This window comes from Anaerolineales bacterium (genome assembly GCA_019637755.1).
In the GTDB taxonomy this organism is placed as follows: domain Bacteria; phylum Chloroflexota; class Anaerolineae; order Anaerolineales; family UBA11579; genus JAMCZK01.
The window spans coordinates 42365-64160 of sequence record JAHBVC010000002.1; the positions used below are offsets into that span (position 1 = coordinate 42365).

The 21796-nt window shown below is 61.9% G+C and carries 22 protein-coding genes and 3 tRNA genes; 10 read left to right on the forward strand and 15 right to left on the reverse strand.

The window, feature by feature from the left end:
* Window positions 1–64: 64 nt before the first annotated feature.
* The 7 genes from KF821_07960 to KF821_07990 form a co-directional block, all read right to left on the reverse strand.
* The gene (locus tag KF821_07960; GenBank protein ID MBX3005742.1) at window positions 65–388 is read right to left on the reverse strand and encodes a BMC domain-containing protein; all 324 of its coding nucleotides are present in this window, start codon (window positions 386–388) and stop codon (window positions 65–67) included.
* A gap of 45 nt (window positions 389–433) precedes the next feature.
* Window positions 434–1906, reverse strand: a complete 1473-nt coding sequence (locus KF821_07965; protein ID MBX3005743.1) for an aldehyde dehydrogenase family protein — start codon at window positions 1904–1906, stop codon at window positions 434–436.
* Window positions 1907–1908: 2 nt separating this feature from the next.
* Window positions 1909–2196, reverse strand: coding sequence for a EutN/CcmL family microcompartment protein (locus KF821_07970; protein MBX3005744.1), 288 nt, complete (start codon window positions 2194–2196; stop codon window positions 1909–1911).
* Window positions 2197–2374: 178 nt separating this feature from the next.
* The gene (gene deoC / locus KF821_07975) at window positions 2375–3313 is read right to left on the reverse strand and encodes a deoxyribose-phosphate aldolase (protein MBX3005745.1); all 939 of its coding nucleotides are present in this window, start codon (window positions 3311–3313) and stop codon (window positions 2375–2377) included.
* Window positions 3300–3902, reverse strand: a complete 603-nt coding sequence (rpiB, locus tag KF821_07980; GenBank protein MBX3005746.1) for a ribose 5-phosphate isomerase B — start codon at window positions 3900–3902, stop codon at window positions 3300–3302. The genes deoC and rpiB overlap by 14 nt, the downstream gene beginning before the upstream one ends.
* Window positions 3903–3944: 42 nt before the next feature.
* Window positions 3945–4745, reverse strand: coding sequence for a GntR family transcriptional regulator (locus tag KF821_07985; GenBank protein ID MBX3005747.1), 801 nt, complete (start codon window positions 4743–4745; stop codon window positions 3945–3947).
* Window positions 4742–5305, reverse strand: a complete 564-nt coding sequence (locus KF821_07990; protein MBX3005748.1) for a dihydrofolate reductase family protein — start codon at window positions 5303–5305, stop codon at window positions 4742–4744. The genes KF821_07985 and KF821_07990 overlap by 4 nt, the downstream gene beginning before the upstream one ends.
* A gap of 138 nt (window positions 5306–5443) precedes the next feature.
* Here KF821_07990 and KF821_07995 point away from each other — a divergent pair, with 138 nt between their 5' ends.
* Window positions 5444–5608 (forward strand): DUF1328 domain-containing protein, encoded by a 165-nt coding sequence (locus tag KF821_07995; GenBank protein ID MBX3005749.1) that lies wholly within the window; start codon window positions 5444–5446, stop codon window positions 5606–5608.
* Between the two features lie 55 nt (window positions 5609–5663).
* On the opposite strand, the gene KF821_08000 is transcribed toward KF821_07995, so the two are convergent.
* On the reverse strand, window positions 5664–6323 hold the full coding sequence (locus KF821_08000; GenBank protein MBX3005750.1) for a hemolysin III family protein: 660 nt from the start codon (window positions 6321–6323) through the stop codon (window positions 5664–5666).
* A gap of 130 nt (window positions 6324–6453) precedes the next feature.
* On the opposite strand from KF821_08000, the gene KF821_08005 reads away from it, so the two are divergent.
* On the forward strand, window positions 6454–6903 hold the full coding sequence (locus KF821_08005; GenBank protein ID MBX3005751.1) for a hypothetical protein: 450 nt from the start codon (window positions 6454–6456) through the stop codon (window positions 6901–6903).
* 920 nt (window positions 6904–7823) lie between these two features.
* Here the strand turns inward: KF821_08005 and der are convergent.
* Genes der through KF821_08030 form a run of 5 tightly spaced genes read right to left on the reverse strand, consistent with a single transcriptional unit; the run spans window position 7824 to window position 13661 of the window.
* A complete protein-coding gene (gene der, locus KF821_08010; protein ID MBX3005752.1) occupies window positions 7824–9197 on the reverse strand; it encodes a ribosome biogenesis GTPase Der in 1374 nt (457 codons plus the stop codon).
* 13 nt (window positions 9198–9210) lie between these two features.
* Complete coding sequence (locus tag KF821_08015; GenBank protein MBX3005753.1) at window positions 9211–10443, reverse strand: hypothetical protein; 1233 nt, start codon at window positions 10441–10443, stop codon at window positions 9211–9213.
* Window positions 10443–11324, reverse strand: a complete 882-nt coding sequence (gene cdaA, locus KF821_08020) for a diadenylate cyclase CdaA (protein ID MBX3005754.1) — start codon at window positions 11322–11324, stop codon at window positions 10443–10445. Before cdaA ends, KF821_08015 begins: the two co-directional genes overlap by 1 nt.
* Before the next feature lie 2 nt (window positions 11325–11326).
* Entirely contained in the window at window positions 11327–12475 is a 1149-nt protein-coding gene (gene coaE, locus KF821_08025) for a dephospho-CoA kinase (GenBank protein ID MBX3005755.1), read from the reverse strand.
* Between the two features lies 1 nt (window position 12476).
* Window positions 12477–13661, reverse strand: a complete 1185-nt coding sequence (locus KF821_08030) for a glycine C-acetyltransferase (GenBank protein MBX3005756.1) — start codon at window positions 13659–13661, stop codon at window positions 12477–12479.
* Between the two features lie 170 nt (window positions 13662–13831).
* On the opposite strand from KF821_08030, the gene KF821_08035 reads away from it, so the two are divergent.
* From KF821_08035 to KF821_08070, 8 genes are all read left to right on the forward strand, one after another.
* Window positions 13832–14842: a flippase-like domain-containing protein gene (locus KF821_08035; GenBank protein MBX3005757.1), complete on the forward strand. Its 1011-nt coding sequence runs from the start codon at window positions 13832–13834 to the stop codon at window positions 14840–14842.
* A gap of 52 nt (window positions 14843–14894) precedes the next feature.
* Window positions 14895–14982: transfer RNA gene (locus tag KF821_08040), tRNA-Ser, on the forward strand.
* Window positions 14983–14995: 13 nt separating this feature from the next.
* Window positions 14996–15086 (forward strand) — tRNA-Ser (locus tag KF821_08045).
* A gap of 248 nt (window positions 15087–15334) precedes the next feature.
* A tRNA-Arg gene (locus KF821_08050) sits at window positions 15335–15407 on the forward strand.
* A gap of 278 nt (window positions 15408–15685) precedes the next feature.
* Window positions 15686–16918, forward strand: coding sequence for a hypothetical protein (locus tag KF821_08055; GenBank protein ID MBX3005758.1), 1233 nt, complete (start codon window positions 15686–15688; stop codon window positions 16916–16918).
* A gap of 1 nt (window position 16919) precedes the next feature.
* Entirely contained in the window at window positions 16920–18320 is a 1401-nt protein-coding gene (locus tag KF821_08060) for an LCP family protein (protein ID MBX3005759.1), read from the forward strand.
* Window positions 18321–18387: 67 nt separating this feature from the next.
* Window positions 18388–19206 (forward strand): 5'/3'-nucleotidase SurE, encoded by an 819-nt coding sequence (gene surE, locus KF821_08065; protein ID MBX3005760.1) that lies wholly within the window; start codon window positions 18388–18390, stop codon window positions 19204–19206.
* 9 nt (window positions 19207–19215) lie between these two features.
* Window positions 19216–19818, forward strand: coding sequence for a hypothetical protein (locus KF821_08070; GenBank protein MBX3005761.1), 603 nt, complete (start codon window positions 19216–19218; stop codon window positions 19816–19818).
* A 185-nt stretch (window positions 19819–20003) separates the two neighbouring features.
* Here KF821_08070 and KF821_08075 read toward each other — a convergent pair whose 3' ends face one another.
* On the reverse strand, window positions 20004–21074 hold the full coding sequence (locus KF821_08075; GenBank protein ID MBX3005762.1) for a hypothetical protein: 1071 nt from the start codon (window positions 21072–21074) through the stop codon (window positions 20004–20006).
* A complete protein-coding gene (locus KF821_08080; protein MBX3005763.1) occupies window positions 21071–21796 on the reverse strand; it encodes a polyprenol monophosphomannose synthase in 726 nt (241 codons plus the stop codon). Before KF821_08080 ends, KF821_08075 begins: the two co-directional genes overlap by 4 nt.

Consider the following 21796-nt stretch of genomic DNA (forward strand, 5'->3'; position numbering starts at 1 on the left):
CGGGCTAAGACGGCAGCCGGGTCACGCGTAACGGCGATCGGCGGAACGGACAAACTTGCGTCCGTTACTTAGCGCCGGAGCGGCCGCCCAGGCTGCCGCGGGTCTGCTGCGGCAGGATCATCTCAACATTCTCGTGCGGGCGCGGGATCACATGCACAGACACCAGCTCGCCAATACGTTTGGCAGCCGCGGCGCCAGCGTCAGTGGCGGCCTTGACTGCACCGACATCGCCACGCACCATCACGGTGACATAGCCGCCGCCTACGTACTCAGAACCAATGAGCACGACGTTGGCAGCCTTCACCATAGCATCTGCGGCTTCCACCGCGCCGATCAGGCCACGGGTTTCCACCATTCCCAAAGCAATCAAACCCAAATCTTGTGCCATTTCTTTCTCCTTCTACTTTCTTAGTGATGAGTGATTAGTGAGCAGTTAGTTACTCCGCAGGATTTGCTGAACTACTTCTTGAACAATACTTTCAATCTCAGTGACGGACGGCGCATGGCTGGGGCCAGCCGGCACGCTGCCAGGCCGCATGGCGGCTTCAGGTGGCGGCGTGGTTTCGTAGGCCATGCGCTTGATATTGAAGAGATGATAGACAGTGATGTTGTCACCGGTGATGGCACCGCCGATACCGCCAGAGCCGAGGGTCAGCGAGGGCATCACCTTGGTGGTGAGGCCGATGGTGCCCAGCGTGCCCATGGTGTTGACGCCGATGCGGAACACTGGCTTCTCCAAGCCGAAGGCCATAGCGATCTTGTCATCGCCCGTGTGCAGGATGACGCTATGGCCACGCCCGCCGAAGAGGATCATCTCGACGCAGCGGTCACAGCCCTGCTCCCAGCCGTCCACCTCGTACCAGCCCAGCACGGTGGTGAGCTTCTCGCGCGAGAGCGGCTCTTCCCGCCCGATCTTGCGCAGCTTGGCTACCAAAATGCGCGCATGGCTGGGAATGCTGATGCCCGCCAACCCTGCCAGCACCTGCGGCGACTTGCCCACCGTGGCGGTGTTGATGCTGCCATCCGGATGGAACAGCGTGGTGCGCATGGCCTGGGTCTGCGACTCAGTCATGAAGTACGCGCCTTCGTTCTCCATCAGTTGCTGCAGGCGGGCGGCAATCGGCCGATCAGCGATGACGGCCTGCTCGGTAGCGCAGATGACCGAGCAATCAAACGACTTGCTGGCCACGATATAGCGGGCGGCGCGCTCAATATCGGCGCTGCGGTCAACATACACGGGCACGTTGCCGGGGCCAACGCCGTAGGCCGGCTTGCCCTGCGAATGGGCGGCGCGCACCATGGGGCTGCCGCCGGTAGCCAGGATCACCGCGGTGCGTCGGTGGCTCATGAGTTCATTGGTACCCTGCAGGCTGATGTGCGACATGCACTGCACCAGCCCCTCGGGCGCGCCAGCCGCCACAGCGGCTTGCGCCATCAGGCGTGCCGTCTCCACGCAGCAGTTCACCGCCGCCGGATGCGGGGCGACCACTACCCCATTGCGCGCCTTGACCGAGATCAGGATCTTGTTCATGGTGGTGGAGGTAGGGTTGGTGCTGGGGGTCAGCGCCGCCACTACGCCCATCGGCCAGGCAATTTCGTACACACGCGTCTGTGGGTCATGGCGCACCACGCCCACGGTCTTGATGTGCTTGATGCTCTCCCACACATGCTTGGAAGCGAATTCGTTCTTGAGCTTCTTGTGCTCAGGCACGCCGTAGCCGGTTTCCTCGCTGGCCATACGGCCGAGGCGCTCGGAGGCCTGATAGGCCGCATCCGCCATGGCCTGGCACACGCGGTCCACCTGTTCTTGTGTAGCCGTGGCCCAAATGCGGTGGGCAGCATAAGCCGCTTCCACCATGTGGCGGGCCTGCTGGATGGACTGGAGGTCTTTGTCGAGTTCAGCCATGGTTACTTCTTATAGGTGTTGGCGCCATCCACCTGCAGCGAGTCGATGACGGCCATGATGACGGCATCCACCGGCGTGTCTTTGGTGATGTCGGTCTGGCGCCCGCTGGAGCCGTGCGCGGTGAGCACCAGGTCGCCGACACCGGCATTGACGGTGTCGATAGCAACATAGGGCTTGCCGGTGGCTTTGCCAGTCTCATCGGCCTCACGGCAGATGAGCAATTTGCGGCCTTCCAGCTTGGGGTCTTTGATAGTGGCCACAGTCGTGCCGATGATCTTTGCGATTAGCATAAACAACCTCGCTGCTCAGTCATTCCGACGAAGCCGAAGGCTGCGGAGGGATCCTTTAGGGCAAGAAAAGTCCACCTGGACTTCAAATGGCCTAAAGGATCCCTCGTCGCCGTAGTGTCGCTTTGCGCCACTACATAGCTCGCTCGGGATGACAATGCAAAATATGTTTGCGTGGACATCAATACGCCTTTGCCGGTTCAGGAGCCGCCACGGCGCTGACGCGCGTGCTGCTCATTTCTTTTTCGCCCGCCACGATCTTGACCCCTGCGCTGGCGCCGATGCGCGTGGCGCCCGCGTCCACTAGCGTTTTAGCGTCAGCGTAATCACGCACGCCGCCGCTGGCTTTCACGCCCATGTCTGGGCCAACCACGCGGCGCATCAGGGCAATATCGGCGGCGGTAGCGCCCCCACCCGAGAAGCCGGTAGAGGTCTTGACGAAGTCTGCACCGGCTTCTTTGGCCAGCAAGCAGGCAGTAACCTTTTCTTCTTCTTCCAGCAGCGCCGTTTCAATAATCACTTTCACCAGCACACCCGCGGCGTGCGAGATGTGCACTACGCCGGCAATGTCACGGGCGACCAGAGTAAAGTCACGCCCCTTGAGTGCACCGATGTTGATAACCATGTCGATCTCGGTAGCGCCGTCACGCAGGGCCGTCTCGGTCTCGAAGACTTTGACATCGGGCGCATCGGCACCTAGCGGGAAGCCAATGACGGTGCAGACTTTGACATCCGTGTTCTTGAGCAAATCAGCACACAGCTTGACGTAGCCCGGGTTTACGCACACCGAGGCGAAGCCGTGTTTGCGTGCCTCGTAGCACAACTGGGCGATCTGGTCTGGCGTGGCGTCTGGCTTGAGCAGCGTGTGGTCGATCAGCTTGGCCACGCTGGGGTCTTCAGGGATACCACCCAGCGAAGAGGTTAGGCGCTCGGCGCCGGCGTTGAGCACATGGCCCACGCGGTCAAAGCAGGTCTTGACGCAGATGCCATCGGCACATTCCTGCGTGCAGTGCTCGCAGTTGTCATGCGTGTGGGTGTGTTCCTGCTCCGCCAGCGCGTGCAAAACCTCACGCGTGACGATCTCCACAATTTTGCGCACTTGTTCGCTATCGTATGCCATTGTTTGCCTCTTTTTCGATGGCCGATCGCTCTTCGATCGCCATGATCTTGTCCACACGCCCGGCGTGGCGGCCGCCGCCAAATTCGGTGGCCAGCCAAGTGTCAGCAATCTGCTTGGCCAGCGCCATGCCAATCAGCCCGGCGCCCAGCGTGAGCACATTCGCATCATTGTGCTCACGGCTGTTGACCGCCGTAGCGTAGTCGTAGCACAAGGCGGCGCGCACGCCGCGCACTTTGTTGGCAGCCATACAACTGCCGATGCCAGCGCCATCCACAATGATGCCGCGCCAGGCTTCGCCGCTGGCCACTTTGCGCGCCACCGCGGCGGCAAAATCAGGATAATCCACCGCTTGGGTGCTGTTGGTGCCACAGTCCACAATGGTGTAGCCATTGGCCTGCAAGTGCTCCTTGAGCACCTCTTTCATGGCGTAACCGCCATGATCAGCGCCCAGAGCTACCACGCGAACCTTCAAGCCTTCACGCTGGGTGGGTGTGGCGGGCTTGGCCGCCGGCACATCGCCAGCCGCGCCGAGCTGGGCAGTCACGCGCTGCACGATGGCTTGAACTTGCTCGTCGCTCACGGGAGGCATAGTCAGATTATAGGGCAAGCGCGTCGCTCAATGCGCAGCGCACTACCCTCGCCCGCTCCCGGCGGGCACTGGCAAACGGCGGAAGCCAAAATCCTGCACAGGCGCATGCAGTTTGAGATTGGCATAGAAGCGGAAGTGGTCCGCGCGCACTTCAGAATCGACATATTCGATGACGCGGCCTTCAGCCGTGCGCGTCTCGCGATGGAAGACAAAGACCACGGCGGGCTGCGGCAGGCCGAGCAGCTCGGCTACCTGGTCGCTGGCCAGGCTGGCTTCGATCTCCTGCTCGGCATGGTCAGGGCGCTGGCCATATCCATCGGCCAGAATTTGATACAGGGAGGTGCTGGCAAAGTCATGCTCAAGGATGCCGGGGAAGAGTTCGTGCGGCAGGTAGGCGCGCTCGATAGCAGTCGGCTCACCGTCCATAAAACGCAGACGGTTGAGGAACGCGACCGGGCTGCCCAGTTGCACCTGCAGGCGGCGTGCCAAAAACGCATCCGCCGGCACCAGGCTGGCTTCCAGCACGCGGCTGGCTACCTGGCGGCCTTGCATCTGCATCTCTTGCGTGAAGCCTAGCAGGTATTCGGCGGTCTTGCTGACGCGTGGCTCAGTGACGAAGCTGCCCACGCCTTGCAGCGTGCGCAGGTAGCCCTGGGCGGTGAGGTCAGCAATGGCGTGGCGCACGGTGTTGCGCCCCACCCCGTACAGCTCGCACAGCTCGCTTTCGGAGGGGATGCGCTGGCCGGGCTGCAGGTGGCCGCTGCGCATTTGCTCGCGCAGCTCGTCAGCCATGGCTTCGTATAGTGGCTTGGCGGCGCGTGACTTCTCGTTCAGCAGCGTCATTGGCCGGCCGCCTTGTTGACTTCGTAGCGTAGCTCCACCATGCCGGTGCCCATTTGCTGCACAGCGCGGAGGCGCAGGGCGTTGCTAGGCAGGCGGCGCGGAAACAAAGGCTTGCCCTGCCCCAAAGTGACTGAGGCCACTTGCACGATGATTTCATCCAGCAAGCCGGCATCGTAAAACTGGCCGGCCAGCTCGCCGCCGCCCACCACCCACAGATTCTTATCGCCGGCCTGGGCGCGCATCTCCGCGTAGACAGGGCGCACGTCGCCGCGGCAAAAGCGCAGATCTGCCTCAGCCAGCACTGGCAAGGTGCGGCTGGAGAATACCCAGGTGGGTTGTGTGTAAGGCCAGGCCGAGCCCGTTTCGGCGATCACTGCGTCTGCGTTCTCTTGCAACCATTGGTAGGTCGTGGAACCCATTGCCAATGCCCCCACTTCTGTAATGAAGGCGGGGTAGCTGCTCTCGGCTAGTTCACCCAGCGAGAACAGCCACTCCAAGGAATCATCCTCGGTGGCAATGAAGCCATCCAAACTGGTGGCGGTGTAGTATTGAGTCTTCATGCACTCATACCTACATGTTCCAACATGTCCCTATGATAGATAAAAACCAGATGTGAGTCAACCCCTGGCGATAACTTGGTCTCGCGGTTGCCGTTGTCCCCTATAGCTGGCCGCCCGGCCAGCAGAATAGGAGGATGTATGCTTAACTGGGCACTTACCTTTTTGATTGTGGCGCTCATCGCCGGTGCATTGGGCTTCGGTGGTATTGCCGGCACGGCCACTGAGATTGCCAAGATCTTGTTCGTGGTGTTTTTGGTGCTGTTCGTGATCTCGCTCATCTTTGGGCGCCGGCCACGCATGTAGCCCAGGCACCACAAAAAAAGCCCGCCAAATGGCGGGCTTTTTTTGTTGCTAGCACTCAGGCCGCCAGCGGAATCACATAGAAGAGAATAGAAAAGTAGTGCAAGGCGCTGCCCAGCAACACAAAACCGTGCCAGATAGCATGGTTAAAGGGCAGCTTCTTCCACACATAGAAGATCACACCCACCATGTAAGCCAAGCCACCGCCGGCCAGCAGCCACAGGCCACCAGGGGCCACGTTCTCCAGCAGCGGGCGAATGGCCACCACCACCAGCCAGCTCATGCCGATGTACGGAATGGCATTGACCCAACGCGGCAGCTTGAGCATGACGCCCTGCATGGCAATGCCGGCAATGGCCAGCGTCCACACCACCGCCAGCAGGCTCCAGCCCCACGGCCCGCGCAGATTCACCAGCAGGAAGGGCGTATACGTTCCTGCGATGAGCAAAAAAATCGCCGAATGATCCAGCGCGCGCAGCCATTTCTTGGCGCGCTCCAGCGGGATGCCGTGATACAGGGTGGAAGTGGTGTACAGCATGATCTGGGTGGCCCCATAGATGCTGCAACTGACAATGTGCCAGGCCGTCCCGTGCAGGCTAGCGAAGCTGGCCAGCACGGCCAAACCGGCAATCGACAAGACGATGCCAATACCGTGCGAGATGCTGTTGGCCAGCTCCTCCGCCGGGGTGTAGCGATTGGCGTGAATGTTTACGCTCATTGAGTTAATTATAGCCAAGTGCTGGCCGCCCAGGCAGCCCTTTACCAAGCCTTAACCTGATTGCACCAAGCGCAAGGGCGCAAGGTTGTTATACTGCCGCCAAATTTACCTTTCCCAACAGGAGCTATCCATGCGCAACGCCCGCCCTACCTCGGCCGCTTCCAAAACCGGCTACGTCAAATTCTCCAACAAACTCTCCAGCTCGCTCGACCAGATCTCCAGTACGGTGCGCGAGAACGCCCAGATGATTGACTCCATTCAGGAAGTAGCGCTGGAGCTCACCACAACCTTCGGTAGCCTGCACACGGTGGCCGTCAAATACGCCCGTAGTGCCAACCAGGTGCTGGATGTGATCCTGCCCATCGTGAAGAACCTGCCCATCGTGCCCAAGAACGCCCAGACCATGCTGGTCAACCTGGAGAAATGGACGCAGCTGATCATCGACAACGAGGCCAAGACCTCGGCCACGGTGAGCTCGGTGCGCAGCGGCCTGCAGTCCGGCGATGTGAACAAACTCAAGACGCACGCTGCGGATCTGAAGTCGGTAACGGCGGCGCTGTCGAAGTTGGCAGTGAAATAGCTGTTAGCTGTTAGTTGTTAGTTGTTAGCTATAAGCTGTCAGCCATAAGCTAAAGACAAAATCAAAACAAAAACAAACCGCAGAAATGTGCGGCTTGTTTGCTAATTACGCGTGTCATCCTGAGCGGGTTTTGCATCACACACCCGGGCGCCGAAGCCAGAACAGCGAAGGATCATTGCTGGCGCATCTTCCACGCTACGCATGTTTGAAACACGCGCCGTAGATGTTCTTCGCTTTGCTCAGAACGACACGCGCCCTTTGTCATCCTGAGCGGGTGTTGCATCTCACACTGGGACGCCGAACCCGCACCAGCGAAGGACCTTGCTGGCGCTTCTCCCACGCTACGCACGTTTGAAACACGCGCCGTAGATGTTCTTCGCTTTACTCAGAACGACACGCGCCCTTTGTCATCCTGAGCGGGTGTTGAATCTCACACCGGGGCGCCGAACCCAGAACAGCGAAGGATCATTGCTGGCGCTCCCTCCACGCTACCCATATGAAACACACATCGGGATGTTCTCCGCTTTGCTCAGAACGACACGCGCCCTCTGTCATCCTGAGCGGGTTTTGCATCACACACCGGGGCGCCGAGCCTTGGTCAGCGAAGGATCCTTGCTGGCACCTCTTCCACGCTACGCATGTTTGAAACACGCGCCGTAGATGTTCTTCGCTTTGCTCAGAACGACACGCGCCCTTTGTCATCCTGAGCGGGTGTCGAATCTCACACCGGGGCGCCGAAGCCAGAACAGCGAAGGATCGTTGCTGGCGCATCTTCCACGCTACGCACGTTTGAAACACGCGCCGTAGATGTTCTTCGCTTTGCTCAGAACGACACGCGCCCTTTGTAACCCAGCCCACAGGAACGCAAGCCCACAAGCTGACCGCTAATCGCTAACAGCTAATAGCTAAATAGCTATCCACTACTCTCGCTGTTTCGCCACAATGCGTATCGGCGTACCCAGGAAGCCGTAGGCTTCGCGGATGCGGTTTTCCAAGTAGCGCTCGTAGGTAAAGTGCAGCAACTTGGGGTCATTGCAATACAACATAAACGTAGGCGGATCGCTGCGCACCTGCGTGCCGTAGTAAATACGCAGGTTGCGCCCGGCACGGTTGGGCGCCGGCTGGTGCGCCTGGGCCTCTTCCAACACACGGTTGACCTGCGAGGTACTGAGCTTGACCATGCGCTCGGCGCCAACTTTGATCGCCATCGGCAGCACGTCTTGCACGCGCTGGCCGGTTTTGGCCGAGATGAACAGCAAAGGTGCATAGTCAATAAATTTCAGCACATGGCGAATGTTGCGCGTGTATTGATCCATACTATAGGAGTCTTTATCCACCGCGTCCCACTTGTTCACCAGCACTACCGCGCTTTTCCAGGCGTCCTGCACATAGCCGGCAATGTGCGCATCCTGAGCGGTGATGCCCGTGGTGGCGTCGATCACCAACAGCACCACTTCGGCCCGCTCGATGGCGCGCACGGAGCGGATCGCCGAGTATTTTTCCACGCCGGGCTCGATCTTGCCACGGCGGCGCAGCCCGGCGGTATCGATCAGCTTGACACGCTGGCCCTCAAACTCCACATAACTATCCACGGTGTCACGGGTGGTGCCAGGAATATCACTGACGATAGCGCGCTCCTCGCCCGCCAGCGCGTTGAGCAGCGTCGATTTGCCGGCATTGGGCTTGCCCACGATAGCCACCGAGAGATCTGCATCCAGACCCTGCGGGTCTTCTGGCTGCGGCGGCAGGGCAGCCACCAGCGCATCCAGCATATCGCCGGTGCCAGAGCCGTGCACGGCGGACACCGGATGCGGGTCGCCCATGCCCAGCTCATAGAACTCAGCCAGATGGTCACGGCGCTGCACCGAATCGACCTTGTTGACCACCAGCAGCACCGGCGGCTCGAGGCGCTCTTCCACTTTGCGTTGGCTGCGGCGCAGGATGCTGGCCACTTCGCGATCCGCCGGGGTGACGCCGCTTTCCACATCCACCACGAACATCACCAGATCGGCATCGCTTACCGCCTGCTGGGCTTGCTCACGGATCTGCTCGATGAACTCGGCCGAGCCGATGGAGAGCGGCTCGCGGCCACGCGTGACCGCCGTGGGGTCAATGCCGCCGGTATCCACGATGATGAACTGCACGCCGATCCAATCCGATTCGGCGTACAGGCGGTCACGCGTAGTGCCGGCCACATCATCCACCACGGCCAGGCGCTGCCCAGCCAGGCGATTAAACAGGGCACTCTTGCCCACGTTGGGGCGGCCCACAATAGCAACAACAGGTTTTGACATAAAATCCGCTTCTTTATTTACGCGCGATCACAACTTCGATGGCGCTGGGCGTGATCGATGAAATTTGCACGCCATTGGGCAAGATCTCCGCCTCCGGCTCCAGCATATGCGTGCCCAACGCCAAATCGCTCACGTCCACGATGAGCCGCACATCCGCTGCCGATAGATTTTGCAGCACCGTCAGCGGACCAGAGATGATAACGCTGATGCTCTGCGGCGAAAGTGTGGCCGTGCGGTTGGCCGCCAGGCCGATGACTTCCACATTGAGGTTGAGCAGCACGCTGCTCTCCACCGGGGCGATGCCCACGGTCACCTGCACGTTCTGCTCCTCGCCCACTACGATGACGCCCTGCGGCAGCGCCAGCAGCAAACGCGTTTCCAGATCATCATTCAAATTGGTCAGATCGAGCGGCTGCGTGGTAACGAAGCCGGGCAAGTTGGCCACTACTTGCGGGTCGGCCGAGAACAGGGTCACCACCGGCGGGGAGACGGAAATATCGGTGACGCGGAAGCCGCTGGCGGGTTGGCCGCTGGTCTCCACTTTCACCGCCACATCGCGATAGCCGCCGGATTGCAAGATGCTTACATCCAGGGTGGCTTCACTGGGTTCGATGGTCAAGCCACTCAGCACGACGCCATTGGCATCCACCGCCTGCAGGGTCACTGGCAGGCTGATCGGTTCACGCGCCTGGCTAATATCCAGCACGGCGTGCACGCCGGCCACCTGCGCCATCAAGCTCAACGGGCCAACCACGGTGGCATTGCTGGGCGCCACGCTGACGCCATCCAACTGGAAGCCCAGCGCCAACTGGCCCTGCAATTGCGGCGTGATCATCACTTCGCGCACCGCCCGCGGCTCCAGCGCCACGCTGATCTGCTGTAGGGTGAGGCTGACGACGCGGATCGGCCGCAAACTCGATTCGACCTTGATCTCTACCTCGTGTTCGCCTTCCTCCAGCCCGCTCAAGTCAACATACGCCTTGACCGGGCGCGGCTGGGCCACGAGCTGCGCCCACAATGAGCTGGGCGCGCCCAAGCGCACACTGACCTCGCTGGGCAGGCTGCCGATCACCATCAGCTCAGGATCGAGCCCACGCACCTCCAGGGCCAACGGCACGGGGTAATCACGCACCTCGTTGGGATCAGCCGCCACCACGGCCGAGATCCACACCGCGAAGGCCAGCAGGAAGGCCAGGGCCAGGGTGCCGATGTTGGCCCACAGTCGTTGCCATAGCGTGCGCAGCATCAAGCCTCCGAATCCTCTGGCGGGTCAGGCAGCAGGAAGGGCAGATAGCGCGTCAGCAAGCGATCCAATACGCTCTCGGATTCCACCGGGCGATAAAAGGCACGCAGCACGCCTTCCAGGCGCTCGCGGCCCAGGCGCTGGATCATGCGCCCACCAAAGGCTACCGAGATGGCGCCGGTCTCCTCGGAGACCACCAGCGCCACGGCATCACTGATCTCCGAGGTGCCTAGGGCGGCGCGGTGGCGCAAGCCCATGCGCCGCCCGGCGCTCTCCGACAGCACGCCGCTGGAAGACAGCGGCATCACACAGGAGGCGCCGATAATGCGGTCATCCGCCACGATCACTGCGCCATCGTGCAACGGCGTGTTCGGATAGAAGATCTGTAACAATAATTCCGGCGTCACCTGGGCGCCCATCGGCACCCCGGTTTCCACGTACTCCTCTAGGCTGTCCAAACGCTGCAGCACGATCAGGGCACCGAAGCGACGCTCGGAGAGGCGGATGGCGGCGTGCGCCAGCGATTCGATCACATCACGCCCGGCGCCTTGCCGCGTGCTGCGCCCGCTGAGGATCGTGCTGGCGCGCCCGAAGCGCTCCAGCACGCGGCGGATCTCGGGGGCGAAGATCACCGGGATAGCGACCAGGATGGCCGGCACGGAGTTGCGCACCAGCCAGGAGAACGCCGGCAACTCAAAGATCACGGTGAACAGACTGATCATGATGTAGAGCAGCAGGAAACCGCGCAGCAACACCATGGCGCGAGTGTTGCGAATAAACAACAAAGCCGCAAAAATGATGAGCGTCACCAGCGCCAGGTCAACAAAGCTGGCCAGGCTAAAGCGCTGCAAAATAAACGTGAGCTCGTCAAATAGATTACGCATAACTAGATCGGTCGTAGCACCCGGTCAGCCCGCAACTGCTTAAACAGCATCACCGTATCGGGGCGGCTGGATTCCTGGGCGGCTTCATGCCAGGCGCTGACCTGCAGTTCCTGCGGCAGGCGCTCTTCGTAGCCCAATGCCAGCCACAGATCGCGCTGGGCCGCCAGCCGCGGGCTGACGAACAGCAAGATCACCTCGCACTGCAATTCACGCGAGGCCTGCTCCACTTCGCTAACGAGGAAGGGGATGTATTCAGCATGCGCCAAACCACGCTGGACGAACAGCCCATCCACGCGCGCCACCAGGTTTTCCACTTTCCAGCCCAGCAAGGCCTTCAGCCCATCCAGGGTATGCAGCAATAAAAAGGCCTTCTCGCCAAAGGCATCCACTACCTGGGCGGCCTGCAACTGTGCTTGATCAGCATTGGCATTGATGAACTCGGCAATCTCCTGCGCCTGGCGCGGCCGGGCGCGCATCACTTGCATGCCATTGGCCAGCCCGGCCGTCACCGCCCCGCGCAAGCGCGTCGGCACGGTTTCGCCGGTCGCCTGTGGGAACAGCGCGCGCCAGGCAGCCTTGACTTGCTGCCAGGTCTGCTCGATCGAAACACTGTTCTCGATCACCGTATCCGCCTCAGCCGCTTTCTCTGCTTGCGGCGTCTGGCTGGCCATGCGTTTGCGCGCTTCCTCTTGCGTCATACCGCGCTTGTTTTCCAAGCGCGCCAGTTGCACGGCTTCGCTAGCGGTCACCACCCAGATCACATCACACATCTGGCGCAGCGGCGATTCGAGCAGCTTGATCGCCTCGATCACGATGACCTGGTGCGAGCTGCGCCGCGCCAAATGGTCTACTCCCTGGCGCACCGCCGGGTGGATCAAGCTCTCGAGCAGCTTCAAGGCCTGCGGGTCTGAGAATACGATCTGGCCCAGCTTCTTGCGGTCGATCTCGCCATCGTCTTTGAGCACAAATTTGCCAAAATGCTCCACCACGGCCGCATAGGCCGGGCCATTGTGTTCAATGGCGCGGTGCGAAAGCGCATCCGCATCGATGCCAAAGGCGCCGGCATGCTCCAGCATGCGGCGCACCACACTCTTGCCGGTGGCGATGTTGCCGGTCAGGCCGATGACAAACTTCCCAGGCCAGGCGCTCATCTCAGCCAATCACCCCCAGCTTGCGGCCCACATCGGCGAACGCCTGCAAGCCATGTTCCAGGTCACTGCTGTCATGCGCCGCTGAGATCATCACGCGTAAGCGCGCCGTGCCACGCGGCACCGTGGGGAAGGCGATCGCCATGGCAAACACGCCCGCGGCGAACAGCTCACGGCTGAATTGCTGGGCCAGCTGCTCATCCCCCAGCATCACCGGGGTGATCGGGGTGACGCTCTTGCCGGTGTCAAAGCCCAGCGCTTGCATTTCTGTTTTGAAGAATTGGGTATTGGCCCACAAGCGGTCCACCAGCTCACTGGATTCCTCAAGCAGGTCCACCGCCGCCAGGCAGGCGGCCACATCCGGCACAGTCATCGCCGAAGAGAACAGGAAGGGGCGGCCGCGTTGGCGCAGCCATTCCACAATGCGCTCATTGCCGGCCACCACCCCACCCACTACGCCGAAGGCCTTGGAGAAGGTGCCTACCTCAACATCCACCTTGCCGTGCAGATTAAAGTGATCCACGATGCCGCGGCCGCCCTTGCCCAGCACGCCTTCACCGTGGGCATCATCTACCATCAGGATCGCATCTGCCTGGCTGGTGACGGCATAGATCTCCGGCAGCGGGGCTACATCGCCATCCATGCTGAACACGCCATCGGTCACCACCAGGGCGCGGCGAAACTCGCCGCGGCGCTCGGCCAGCACGCGCTGCAAATCGGCCGGATCGCAATGCTTGTAGCGAATGATGCTGGCCCCGGAGAGCCGGCTGCCATCAATGATGCTGGCATGGTTGAGCTCATCCGAAAAAATGGCGTCTTCCTTGCCCACCAGCGCCGGCAACACGGCCAGATTGGCGGTAAAGCCGGATTGCAAAGTGATGGCCGCTTCCACACCCTTGAAGGCGGCCATACGCGTATCCAGCTCGACGTGCAAATCCATGGTGCCGGCGATGCTACGCACCGCCCCGGGGCCCAGCCCATACTGGCGCATGGCGGCTTCGGCGGCGGCGAGCAGGCGTGGATGGTTGGCCAGGCCCAGATAATTATTGGAGCAGAAGTTGAGCACGCGCTGGCCGTCTACCTGTAGCCAGGCGCCCTGGGGCGATCCCAGGGTACGGATGTGGTTGTACAGCCCTGCATCACGCAAGGCCTGTAGTTCTTCGCCAATCCAGGCCAATCGATCCGTCATCGCGCTCCTTGTGCGTGTACTGAGATTAACTCGCGGCGCGCACCAACGGCGCGCAAATGCCCTGATTCTTATTATACGCTCAGGCACTGCGCTGCGCCGCTTTAGCCACGGGGCAAGCGCTGCGCCGCGCATACAGCAGCAGAAAAAGGCGAACTGTATAATTTATCGACATGCGAAAATTACTGATCGGCCTGGCGCTAATGGTGGGGGTGTTGTTCATCCTCAACCACTTCACCCAATTTGATGAGATCCTGGTGGTGCTGCAGCGCAGCGATTGGCGCTTCATCGCCCTGGCGCTGCTGTGCGTGGCTGGTTGGCTGCTGTGCACCGCGGCCACCTACCAGAGCGTCTTCGCCGCGCTGGGCGTAGAACGCCCCCTGGGGCCGCTGGTGCCGCTAGCCGCCGCGGCCAACTTCGTCAACGTGGTGGCGCCTTCGATGGGCATGAGCGGCATGGCCGTGATCATCTCGGATGCACACCGCCGCCAACTGCCCTCGGCGCACGCCACCGTGGCTGGCGCGCTCTTCGTGTTGTTCGAGTACGCGGGGTTTGCGCTCTACCTGGTGCTGGGGCTGCTGGTACTCTTCCGCCGTGATGACATCAGCGGCCCGGAACTGGCCGCCTCGGGTGTGCTGCTGGCGATGACCGGCGTGCTGCTGGTGATCTTGTACCTGGGCATGCGCGCCCCGGCCGAGCTGGGGCGCCTGCTACGCTGGATCGCGCGCAGCACTAATACGCTTAGCGCACCGTTGACCAAGCGTAAAGCCATCTCCGAAGAGCGCGCCGAGCAGTTCGCCCATGACATCGCCACCGGGCTGCACTCTGCGCGCCAGCCGCGCAAATTATGGAAGCCGCTCTTTTACGCGCTGCTCGGCAAGGGCCTATTGCTCGGCGTGCTGACCTCCGTATTCCTGGCCTTTCAAGTGCCGCTCTCGATCGGCACGCTGATCGCCGGCTTCGCCATCGCCTACCTGTTTCTGATCGTTTCGCCCACCCCGGCCGGCGTGGGCGTGGTGGAAGGTGTGCTGACCCTCTCGCTTTCCTCGATGTTCGTGCCACTGGAACAAGCCGCCGTGATCACGCTGAGTTACCGCGTGCTCACCTTTTGGCTGCCCCTGTTCTTCGGTTTCCTCAGTTTTCAATTTCTGCAAATTCGCAAACCATTTCCGGCCAGCTCGTAACTCTTTTCCCCCGAACATGGTAAAATGTGCCGCTCACCGTTCAATCGGTGTGGGAGGGATGGCCGAGTGGTTTAAGGCGGCGGTCTTGAAAACCGTTGTAGGTCTACGACTTACCGGGGGTTCGAATCCCTCTCCCTCCGCTGAACAGATACTGGGGAGGTCGCATAGCCCGGTCTAGTGCGCCCGCCTGCTAAGTGGGTTCCGGAGGTTTCTCCGGACGAGGGTTCAAATCCCTCCCTCCCCGCCTTGAATTGTGCTGCAGTAGCGGTACAATTCCCCGCCGAGTCAGGATGGCATCTGAGCCTGACTTAACAACAGATGTGAGGACTAGCTCCTCGTCTACTCGTCATACCGCAGACGCGTAGAAAGCTGAGGTCTAAGTCACCTCGCTGCCAGTACTGCCGCCACGCGGCGTTCGCTGCCCTTGCGAACGCCAAAGTGTGAGGCGGTTGTTGGTGAATTACTAGCTGAGGCTATAACCGCCTCACACAAGCTCTCGTAGCTCAGTGGATAGAGCACTTGCTTGCGGAGCAAGGGGTCGCGTGTTCGAGTCGCGCCGAGAGCGCTACGCTGCGCAGCAGCGTCTAAAGTTGCTTCGCAACTTTCCAGAGACCGCCGTTTTTACGGCGGTTTTTGGTTTAACCGTCCACTTGGTGGGCTACGTTGCTGCGCAGCGTTTAAAGTTGCTTCGCAAGTTTCCAGAGACCGCCGCTTTTACGGCGGTTTTTGGTTTAACTACCCGCTTGGCACACAGCGCTGCTGCGCAGCGTACCAGTCTGCCCACTACCTGGCAGGCATCCTGCATCTGGGAACCAAACCCTGTACAATCGAGTCTTACAGCGTATGCCTAGCAATCTCAACGACACTCAGGCCACCCAGCCTAACCGGCGCAGCAGTGAGCCTGCCACCACCCGCCCGCAGCGCGGCGTGCCGCCCCAAGCCCCGCGGCCACGCCGCGCCTGGCTGCGCACGCCGGCGCTGGTGTTCGGGCTGGCCGGCTTGGCGGCGCTGCTATTGGTCACCAGTGCCAGCGCCGCGCTAGGCTGGAGCGAAGGCCGCACCATCCTCTACGCCACCGCCACTATGCAGGCTGGCATGCAAATGCTGGAGCAGTACAACCTGGCCATGGAAGACATCACCGCCGGCCGCTACGACCTGGCGCGCCAACGCCTCGAATTCATCTACTACGAGAACCCGCGCTTCCTCGACACCGGCAGCAAGCTGATCGAGGTATTGCTGGTCTTGCAAAACACCCCCGAAGCGCCCACCAGCGCCCCGCTGCAGGCCAGTGCTACCCCCACCCAGGATCCGCGCACCAAGGAAGAGCTGCTGCAGGCGGCCCGCCAGCAGTTGGCCGCCCGCGAATGGAGCGCCGCCATTGATGCGCTGCTGGCGCTGCGCAAAGCCGATGCTGGCTACTTCACCGCCGAAGTGGACGGCATGCTCTATGCCGCTCTGCGCAACCGCGGCGCCAACGAGATCACCCAGCAAGGCTTATTCGAACCGGGTCTGTACGATTTCTCGCTGGCGGCCAATTTCGGCCCGCTGGATGCCCAGGCCAGCAACTATCGCCAATGGGCACGCCTCTACTTGTATGGCAATGCCTTCTGGCTGGCCTATCCGCAAGATGCTGCTTACTATTACGGGCAGTTGGTCGGCATGGCGCCTGATCTGCGCGATGCGCAAGGCAATTCAGCCTTCTATCGCTATTGGCAATCGCTGGTGCACTGGGGCGATAGCCTGGCCACCAAAGAAAGCTGGTGCGAAGCCAGCGAGGCCTACCAACAGGCGCTAGCGGCCCGCAACGATGCCGGTCTGCAGCCCACTGGCGAATACGCCTACCTAAAATGCCTCGGCCCCAGCGCCACGCCCACCTTCACCAGCACCGCCTCGCTGACCCCCTCGCCCACCAATGCCACCGCCCTAGCCAGCGCCACGCTGGCCAGCCCGGGTGCCAGCGAGACGCCCAGCGAGACCCCCGCCGCCAGCCTGACGCCCTCGGCCACCTTCACGCCTTCACTCACTTTCACCCCCTCGGCTACGTTTACCCCGCAGCCGCCAACGGCGACGCCATAATATGCTCCGCCGCCTGAACCCTCTCCCCTATCTGCGGGCTCACCGCCGCAGCGCCTGGATCACCCTGGCGCTGTGCGTGCTGCTGTCACTGCTGGTGGTGCCCAGCGCGTACTCTTGGGCGCGCTACTTCGGCGCTGCCCCCAGCGGCCTGTTCGGCCTGCCCAACATCGCCATTGCACAGGCGCCAGACAGCCAGCCACTGCAGGTCGACGATATTTTACAAACCAGCCCGGATGTGGCCTTGCCGCCAGCCTGGGACGGCGCCGAGCGTGTCACCATCTTGATCATGGGGCTGGATTACCGTGATTGGTCTGCCGGGCAAGGCCCCTCGCGCACGGATTCAATGATGCTGCTGAGCATCGATCCCGTCAGCAAGACCGCCGGCATGCTCTCGATCCCGCGCGATCTGTGGGCGGTGATCCCAGGCTTTACGCCCAACAAGATCAACACCGCCTACTACTTCGGCGAGCTCTACAAGGTGCCCGGCGGCGGGCCGGAGCTTGCCCGCCGCACGGTGGAGCAAACCATCGGCGTGCCGATCGATTACTACGCCCAGATCGACTTTAGTGCCTTCGTGCACTTCATCGATCTGCTCGGCGGGGTGAAGATCACCATCCCCGAGCCGATCCGCGTGGACCCTCTGGGAGAATCGCCGCCGCGCACGCTCGATGCGGGCACGCAGTTGCTGCCCGGCGATCTGGCGCTGGCCTATGCGCGCGATCGCCACTCCGGCGGCGGCGATTTCGCCCGCGCCCAACGCCAGCAGCAGATCGTGCTGGGCGTGCGCGATCGTATTGTGGATTTCAACTTGCTGCCCGGCCTGGTGGCCAACGCCCCTGCCATCTATGCCGAGCTCTCCAACGGTATCCGCACCAACCTCAGCCTTAACGATGCCATCCGCCTGGCGGTTTTGGGCACCCAGATCGCACGCGAGCAGATCGAGTATGGCGTGATCGGCGAGCAGGACGTGATCTACGGCAACTCGCCGGATGATCTGGCGATCCTCATCCCGGTGCCAGATCGCATCCACGCACTGCGCGATCGTATCTTCGCCGCCACCGGTGCGCTCAGCCCGCTCACCCCGGGCTCGCCCGCCGAGCGCATGGCGGCCGAAGCGCCGGCCATCGCCATCCAGAATGGCAGCGGCGATGCCAGCCTGGGGGCGCGCACGCAGGAGTATCTCAACAGCCTGGGCGTCTATGTGGAGCAGGTGGGCGCGGCCCCCGCCAGCAGCGTCACCGTGCTGGTGGATCACCATGGCAGCCCGCACACGCTGAGCTTCCTGGCCGAGCTGATGGGCGTGCCCAGCAGCCGCATCCTGCACGAATTCGATCCCAGCCACGCTTACGCCGTGGAAATTCGCCTGGGCAGTGACTGGGCGCAGGCCAATCAACTGCCCTAAGCGCTAAAACAGCCCTAACCATTCCTTTACCAGCCAGGCCTATGCCTGGGGGTACAATCTAACGTTCATGGAAAACAAAGACAGACCCCAAATTCTCTTAACCAACGATGACGGCATCAACTCGCCCGGCCTGTGGGCCGCCGCCGAGGCACTCTCGGCGCTGGGCTATGTATGGGTAGCCGCCCCGCGCGAGCAGTCCTCCGGCATGGGGCGCAGTATGCCCAACAGCTCGGATGGCATCATCACCACCCAAACGCTCAACGTGCACGGCAATGACTGGACGATTTACGCCGTGGGCGGCACGCCCGCCCAGGTGGTGCAGCATGCCATCCTTGAGATCATGCCGCCCTTCACGCCGGATCTGGTGGTGGCGGGTGTGAACTATGGCACCAACTTCGGCACCGGCGTCACCATCTCCGGCACGGTGGGCGCGGCGCTCGAAGGCGCCTCCTACGGCGCTCCGGCGCTGGCCGTCTCGCTGGAGACTGAGCACAAGTACCACCTCACCCACTCCACCGAGATCGATTTCAAGCCCGCGGCATACTTCACCGCGCTGTTCGCCCAGAAGTTGCTCACCCAACAGTTCCCCGAAGATATGCAGGTGCTCAAGATCGAGGTGCCGGCCAACGCCAGCCTGGATACCCCCTGGGAGCTGACGCGTCTCTCGCGCATGCGCTTCTACGCCGCCACCGCACCACAACGTGCCTCGTGGTCTGAGCCGGGTTCCACCGGCTATGCCGAGCCCAGCGATACCAGTATCTTCGGCGCCGGCACGGATGTGCACGCCACCCTGGTGGAGAAGAAGGTGGCCGTCACGCCGCTCAGCCTCGATCTGACCGCCCGCGTGGATTTTGCTGCGCTGGAAAAGGCGCTGCGCGGGGGCTGAGCGACAGCGATGGCCAAGCCCAGCGCACCGCTCAGCCTGCCTGAAGTGCTGCAGGTGCACCAATACCAGTACGACGGCAGCCACCGCAACCCGAATGAATGCGCCCTGTGCGCCATGACCACGCTGACCAATATGGCGGCCCGCCGCAGCGGCCAGCCGGGCTTTAGCCTGGCGGCCGTGCAGCTGGGCCGCTTTTTGGATCATATTCCCTTTCGCTTTCCGCGCTTCCCGGCCTGGTTCCCCGGCCCGGGCGGCGCAACCCACCCGCTGGCCGCGCTGTGGGGCTTGCGCGCCTATGGGCGCATGCTGCGCAGGGAAGGTATCAGCTTCCCGTGGCGGCCGGTGCTGCGCCGCCGCCAAACCCCGGCGGAGCTGCGCGCCGTGCTGGCCGCCGGCCAACCCACGCTGATCTACGGCGTCGGCGCCACCGGGATACCGCATGTCGTTGTGCCACTGGAATACAGTGCCCCGCACTGGCTAGTGCTCGACCCTGGCGCGCCGCGTGAACAGAACCCGGCGCGCTGGAGCGAAGAGCAACTGCAGCGTTGGTGGAAGAATTTCCTATTTATTTACCCAGCGGGGACGATGCTGACGTTGGAAGTTGTTGAGTAATGAAAAGAAATCAGTGAGCAATAATCAGTGAGCAGTGAGCAGTTAACAGTTAACAGTAAACCGTAATCGATGATTAGCGATTAACGATTAGTGATTAGGGACTAGTAATCAGCGATTAGCGATTAACGATTAGTGATTAGGGACTAGTAATCAGCGATTAGCGATTAGCGATTAGCGATTAGCGATTAGATTTTAGCTGAAACATTTCTAGTAGCTTGCACGCTACTTAGGCTCAGCCCCAATATCAGCAGCAACACCACACACCAATAGTCTGACTCCTGGGTCAGGCGCCATTGCAAATTCCCCATCAGCCCATAAGGGATATTGGCCGCGGCGAAAAGCAGTACGCCGCGCGCCGGGAGCGTCGCCCACAGCGCACTGCCGGCCAGCGCCAGCGGGGTGAGCACACTGTTGCTGGCAGCATACGGCGCCAGCAACAAGCCCGCCGCGACCAGCGCACCGGCTTGCAACTGGGTCAGCGTGCTGGCCTTATGCACACCACTGCGCCATAGTGCCGCCAGCGTGATCGCCAACACCGCCGGCCAGAGCAGCCACAGCAGCCAGCCCGCATGCCGCCCGCTAACGGCTGCCAGGCTGCTATCGATCAGCGTGCCACCCCAGGGGAAGGTGCGCATCGCCAGCCACCACTCGCCGCCCTTCCAGGCCAGCAAGGGCAAAGCCAGCGCCAGCACCAGCCCAGCCGCCTGCAGCAGTGGGCGCCGCGGCCAACAGCGCAGGGTCTGCCAGCCATACACCAGCAAGAACAGCCAGGTTTCCTGGATCTTGGCGCTGGCCAGCAGCACGCCAGCGGCCAGCAGCCAGGCATTATGGCGGCGGGCGGCGGCCAGCAATAGCAGAATGCCACCGATCACCAGCAACTCCAGGTTGCCATCGGCCAGTTGGCGCAGGGCGGGGTAGCTGCTGCACAGCAGCAGCACGCCTGCCGCCCAGCGCAAGCGCCCGGTGCGCGGCACGCAGAGTGCGAGTACGCACAAGCACAGCAAGCCTAGCAGCGCCCAACTGCTGGCGAGGGGCAGCAGACTCAGCGGCCATAGAAACGGCAAAGCCCAGGGAGGTGTACGTAATTCAGTAAGGCCGTAGTGTGCGGAGAAGTGGCGCGTGCCGGACCAGATATGTTTCCAATCGATCGCCAGCCCGCTATCCGCAATCGGCAGGCGGGCAAAGCCACGCACCAGCAAGGCCGCCGCCAGCCCAAGGGCGGCTACGACGGCTAGGCTGCGCCACGGCGCTCTCACGCCGGCGGCCGCCAATTGCGATAATGCCAGCGCACCTGCCAGACGCGCACGGCAGCCTCAATTTGCACGCGCATGCGCATTTTGGATTTGCCTTCGGTGCGATCCGCAAAATAGAAGGGCACCTCGCCAAAGCGCGCCCCGGCCCGGTGTGCCAGGAACAGGATCTCATACAGGAAGACGTAGCCACTCGAGACGACATTCTGATAAGGAATCTTCTCGAGCAGTTCACGCCGCCAGAGGCGGAAGGCGCCGGTAACATCTTTGACCGGGATGCCCAGAATGCTGCGGGCGTAAAAATTGCCCCAGCGCGAGAGCGCTTTGCGCCACAGCGGCCAATGGCGGTCAATACTGCCGCCGGGAATGTAACGCGAGCCCAACGCCAGATCACACTCGGCCAGTTTGGCCACCAGCTCAGGCAGCTTCTCCGGCGGGTGCGAAAAATCGCAATCCATCTGGCCGATGGCTTCGGCGCCGCGCTGCAGGGCGTACTCGAAGCCGTAGATGTAGGCGCGCCCCAGGCCACGCGGCCCCTGGCGGTGCAACACTTCCACATTGGCATGCTGCGCAGCCAGCGCATCGGCCACTGCCCCCGTGCCGTCAGGGCTCATATCATCAACGATCAAAATATCCAGCCCGGCAATCGATTGCGCCAGGATGGCCGCCACCAGCCGCGGCAGATTTTCAACTTCATTATAGGTAGGGATAACCAGGGTGATCTTCAT

What these genes read in the sequence shown, in the direction of transcription:
- KF821_07960 (MBX3005742.1), bottom strand. Translation starts at nt 388, where the DNA reads ATGGCACAAGATTTGGGTTTGATTGCTTTGGGAATGGTGGAAACCCGT.
- KF821_07965 (MBX3005743.1), bottom strand. Translation starts at nt 1,906, where the DNA reads ATGGCTGAACTCGACAAAGACCTCCAGTCCATCCAGCAGGCCCGCCAC.
- KF821_07970 (MBX3005744.1), bottom strand. Translation starts at nt 2,196, where the DNA reads ATGCTAATCGCAAAGATCATCGGCACGACTGTGGCCACTATCAAAGAC.
- deoC (MBX3005745.1), bottom strand. Translation starts at nt 3,313, where the DNA reads ATGGCATACGATAGCGAACAAGTGCGCAAAATTGTGGAGATCGTCACG.
- rpiB (MBX3005746.1), bottom strand. Translation starts at nt 3,902, where the DNA reads ATGCCTCCCGTGAGCGACGAGCAAGTTCAAGCCATCGTGCAGCGCGTG.
- KF821_07985 (MBX3005747.1), bottom strand. Translation starts at nt 4,745, where the DNA reads ATGACGCTGCTGAACGAGAAGTCACGCGCCGCCAAGCCACTATACGAA.
- KF821_07990 (MBX3005748.1), bottom strand. Translation starts at nt 5,305, where the DNA reads ATGAAGACTCAATACTACACCGCCACCAGTTTGGATGGCTTCATTGCC.
- KF821_07995 (MBX3005749.1), top strand. Translation starts at nt 5,444, where the DNA reads ATGCTTAACTGGGCACTTACCTTTTTGATTGTGGCGCTCATCGCCGGT.
- KF821_08000 (MBX3005750.1), bottom strand. Translation starts at nt 6,323, where the DNA reads ATGAGCGTAAACATTCACGCCAATCGCTACACCCCGGCGGAGGAGCTG.
- KF821_08005 (MBX3005751.1), top strand. Translation starts at nt 6,454, where the DNA reads ATGCGCAACGCCCGCCCTACCTCGGCCGCTTCCAAAACCGGCTACGTC.
- der (MBX3005752.1), bottom strand. Translation starts at nt 9,197, where the DNA reads ATGTCAAAACCTGTTGTTGCTATTGTGGGCCGCCCCAACGTGGGCAAG.
- KF821_08015 (MBX3005753.1), bottom strand. Translation starts at nt 10,443, where the DNA reads ATGCTGCGCACGCTATGGCAACGACTGTGGGCCAACATCGGCACCCTG.
- cdaA (MBX3005754.1), bottom strand. Translation starts at nt 11,324, where the DNA reads ATGCGTAATCTATTTGACGAGCTCACGTTTATTTTGCAGCGCTTTAGC.
- coaE (MBX3005755.1), bottom strand. Translation starts at nt 12,475, where the DNA reads ATGAGCGCCTGGCCTGGGAAGTTTGTCATCGGCCTGACCGGCAACATC.
- KF821_08030 (MBX3005756.1), bottom strand. Translation starts at nt 13,661, where the DNA reads ATGACGGATCGATTGGCCTGGATTGGCGAAGAACTACAGGCCTTGCGT.
- KF821_08035 (MBX3005757.1), top strand. Translation starts at nt 13,832, where the DNA reads ATGCGAAAATTACTGATCGGCCTGGCGCTAATGGTGGGGGTGTTGTTC.
- KF821_08055 (MBX3005758.1), top strand. Translation starts at nt 15,686, where the DNA reads ATGCCTAGCAATCTCAACGACACTCAGGCCACCCAGCCTAACCGGCGC.
- KF821_08060 (MBX3005759.1), top strand. Translation starts at nt 16,920, where the DNA reads ATGCTCCGCCGCCTGAACCCTCTCCCCTATCTGCGGGCTCACCGCCGC.
- surE (MBX3005760.1), top strand. Translation starts at nt 18,388, where the DNA reads ATGGAAAACAAAGACAGACCCCAAATTCTCTTAACCAACGATGACGGC.
- KF821_08070 (MBX3005761.1), top strand. Translation starts at nt 19,216, where the DNA reads ATGGCCAAGCCCAGCGCACCGCTCAGCCTGCCTGAAGTGCTGCAGGTG.
- KF821_08080 (MBX3005763.1), bottom strand. Translation starts at nt 21,796, where the DNA reads ATGAAGATCACCCTGGTTATCCCTACCTATAATGAAGTTGAAAATCTG.